The sequence below is a fragment of the Leyella stercorea genome (assembly GCF_019052365.1).
In the GTDB taxonomy this organism is placed as follows: domain Bacteria; phylum Bacteroidota; class Bacteroidia; order Bacteroidales; family Bacteroidaceae; genus Prevotella.
This window is the reverse complement of sequence record NZ_JAHQUY010000124.1, coordinates 1-3,703: the sequence shown is the minus strand read 5'-3', so window position 1 is coordinate 3,703 and position 3,703 is coordinate 1. Positions and strand designations below refer to the sequence as shown.

The following is a 3,703-nucleotide window of genomic DNA, read 5'->3' as shown; positions in this document are numbered from 1 at the left end:
CAAGAAACAGAATAAAACGATTGGCATTATTAGGGCTTTCTCCAGTCTCTCGATATCTTAACGTTATCATGCAATTTCAATGCCGTTTCAAAACTTATGAAGAGTTTGAGACATTTTACACAGCTCAGAACTATGGTGATAGACAATATTTTTTCACCGAAAAAGGATTATAACATGAGCCGACTGATTCTAAGCGAAAGCCTAAGGTCAGTCGGTTTTTTACATCCCACAATTCTGTGCAATCATCATTCCTACACCACCAGCGACCACAAAGATACCAATAGTGAAGAAGAACCAGAAGAACCATTGGGCATAGTGACCGAGGTAGCAACCATCATATTCCTTGTATCGTTCACGAACTTTCTTCCGTTCATCAGCAAACATGGAATTGACCTCACGGATATGCTCCTGCATCTGTGAGACCATCCATTGGCGTTCTTTGGCAAACAGTTCTTGGATTTTCTGCCAGTCAGCATCATTGACATTTACAGACACCTTTAATTTTGTGGGAGCATTTTCCAAAACTTTGTCTATGTGCTGATTGATGGTATCTACCTTTTTGCTGATAGTAGTCACAGCACCACCTAATTTGGCTTCTGCACGTTGATACTGCTGAATAGCAGATTCCAGTTCAAGTGTAGCATTGATGAAGGTATTTGTAGCCTTGTCAATGTCCTCACTCAACTGCTTCAACTCAGGAACACGGTTTACAAGTCCGTCTTCGGCTTGCTGTTCCTCAACCTCGTTTTCGACATCATTCATCATGTTGTCGAAGTCGGATCTTTCTTCTGTGTCTATGTTTATCTTGCTTTTTCTGATTGCCATATTGTCATTGATTTATCGGTGGAAACTTCTGCTGCGTGGTTTAGGCTTGCACATGGAATGAGCCATCTGTGCGCAACGGTGGGCAAACCTCCAATCATCTTCATCATCCTTCTTGCCCCAACCAGAAGAAGGAGCAGAACCGCCACCGCCACATGACTCCGACATGGAAGTGGCAGCATCAATATACCCTGCAAACAACAGCATTGCTACATGAGCGACATTCTCTATTGTCGCTATATCATTATCCTCTGGAACCTGAACCTCATTAGTAAAGACATCTTTGACAGAGTTCGGAATCCACACTTTTTTGACTCCATCGCCAATGTTGATTGTGAATGCCGTTTTTGTAGGTTGAGGTTGCGCCTTTGGTTGTGATGCTATTGGAGTCTGAACGACAGGACGAACTGGGCGAGGCGTAGAAGCAACGGATGGAGAAACAGGCTTTGTCTTGACTTGTGTAGGTTGTGGGTGCAGTTTCTTCCAGGTGTCTTCAATCTTTGACACCATGAACTTCCTGCCAATCTCCGAAGCCTTGAATACGGAAGCGTTCTTGCCGACAGTATAGCCGACAAGTTCCCTTTGTTTGTCATAGCGTGGGTTTACCTCATAACCTTTCATGCGCAACAGATTGAAGTATCTGTCAATGTTGAACTGTTGCATATCTTTGAGAGTATGTTCGCAATCCTCCGCAAGCTCCACTTTCCGCATATTCCGAATTTCCTGCGGTTGTTCCCACCCATGCCGCATATTGATGATTTCCGCAGCCTTCATTGCCCGAAGATGAATATCATGTACATCGTTGGTGTTACCCTCCGTGTCCACACGACAGCAGTCAATGTGAAGGTGTAGCGTTCCTGACTTGGAATCCGAGTGCAGTCCACCCACATTCATAGAATTGGTGAAGTTGGTCTTTATCTCATTGGAGAAACCGTTGGGCGTAAGTCCTACAGAATCCAAAACTTCCAATGCTTCGTCTTGGAGGTTTGACCAATCTTCCATCGTGAAGTTGGCAGATTCCTCTTTTGATGGGGAAAGTACAAAAGTGGTCATGAACCTTTCCAACTTTCTGCCCACCGTCCTTTCCGCCTGATGATACTGGCAATGATGCTTCATCATGTACCAGATGGCGGTAGGGTCAAGACCATCGGGCATATTGTTCACCTTGACCGTCTTTGCATTCTCCTTTTCCAATGCGTACCTTACGGAATTACCTCCATACGATACTACCTTTGCGAGCATAATCATGAATCCTCCTTTGATTTGGTCTGTACGTTTGTTGCGATATTCTCTTCAATGTTATACCAATGTTGGATAAGTCCTGCAACGGCATCAATCCACCAACGCATGAACTTCTCATTTTTGAAGAACCGAGCCTTTTCCTCAGCCGTTTTCTTGGATAGCACGTTGCTGATTTTTATCAAATCCGTCCTTGCGATGGCGAGAGAGTTGAGAGCGTCCACCTCTTCCTTGGTGAGCCTCATGCGTGGACGGTGCTTCAAACCAGTCTCAACGACATAGCGGCTCAGACTAATTCCACAGTCTTTGGCAAGCGTCTGGAGCTGCTTCAGCTCTTCTTTCGTACATCGGTAGGTATGGACTTCCGTAGGCGGTTTCCTTATGATGTTCTTCTTTCTCATTTGTCCTTGTCTCTGATTAAAATGGGATGATTACAAGCACCTTGCAAAGGTGGTCACGACTGCGAGCCTGCGAGTAGTCCGAGAAACTTTTAGGAATGCAGAAAGACGGACACGGCTTCTGTATTACAAAAGGATTTCTCGAAAAGTACCTATAAAATGACGGCACTTTTAACAGCGTCCGTCCCCAAGGCTGCTTAAACGTATAACAGTTTGGCGGTAGCCTATGGCGGTCAATCGTCCTTTGGTATGATTTCTCTGTATGGTGGCTCATAAGCCTCTTTATGCCTATTGATTGCCGTTATGGTAGCTGTTAGCCTTGTAACCATTGGCATTAGAACCGTTAGACTGTTGTGTTTGACCTCCTGCCAGATGCTGTGGATATGTGTTGTGTTCTCCCTCATTCTGTTTGGCATCTGCTTCTTGTATGGAAGAAGGATTGCCAACAGACTGTCTGGAGTAATTTTGTTGTGGGAAAATTCCACCAGTAACAGCATCGGAAAGATTACCATTCGTTCCAACCTTACCCACGCTTCTGTTGTCATTAGATGAAGTCGAATTTAGGGAAGAAGAAATATCTGCCGTAGAAGAATTGCCCTTGTTGTCAGTATCGGATATTCCATTGGCAGAATGCCCATCTTCCTTGTCCGACTTTGTATCATCCTCCGTTGTCGTAACAATTACTCTTGTTTGTGGAACTTCCGTGTGGATGATTGTAGAGCCATCCGCATTGCGCTTCAATGAAAAGCCGTTCTTGACAAATCTTCCGTCCACATACCAACCAGAGAGGGAATGCAGGGTAATGATGCGGTTGTCTCCAACTTTTTGTGAAGAGGAAATGCCCACATCCTCCATAGCCTGTAAAAGTTTGGGTACGGTCTTGCGGTCTTTATCCCAGAGTTTGGCAAGTTGGGTATTGTCAACCAGACATTGCCCACACAAGATTTCCACTTGTTGGGTCTTGCTGATAGAAACAAGTGTTGTTTCACGTTCAGCAAGAGAGGCAAGAGACATGAAGCATTCCATGCGGTCAATCTTGTACTTTTTGCAGCGAAGATACTCCATCTGTACATCGGACAGCGTGAAGCAGTAATGTATCTTTTGTTTATCCATGTTCTGTGAATTTTGAATATTATAACCATAACTGGCAAGACTGTTTTTCTCAGTAAAGAGAAAATCATCTATGCCATCCTCTCCTTGGGGAAATGTCCTCTGCGATAACATAGAGCTCGCCTTGCAACCTG

Annotated in this window: 4 protein-coding genes; all 4 read right to left on the bottom strand. The window is 44.5% G+C overall.

Going from position 1 to position 3,703, the window contains the following annotated elements:
* Nucleotides 1-219: 219 nt before the first annotated feature.
* On the bottom strand, nt 220-825 hold the full coding sequence (locus KTQ90_RS12865; protein ID WP_217318757.1) for a hypothetical protein: 606 nt from the start codon (nt 823-825) through the stop codon (nt 220-222).
* Nucleotides 826-837: 12 nt separating this feature from the next.
* Nucleotides 838-2,064, bottom strand: a complete 1,227-nt coding sequence (locus KTQ90_RS12860; protein WP_254359726.1) for a relaxase/mobilization nuclease domain-containing protein — start codon at nt 2,062-2,064, stop codon at nt 838-840.
* 2 nt (nt 2,065-2,066) lie between these two features.
* A complete protein-coding gene (locus KTQ90_RS12855; protein WP_217318755.1) occupies nt 2,067-2,462 on the bottom strand; it encodes a plasmid mobilization protein in 396 nt (131 codons plus the stop codon).
* Between the two features lie 285 nt (nt 2,463-2,747).
* Nucleotides 2,748-3,703, bottom strand: a 956-nt coding sequence (locus KTQ90_RS12850) for a hypothetical protein (protein WP_254359725.1), incomplete at its 5' end; no start/stop codon positions are given.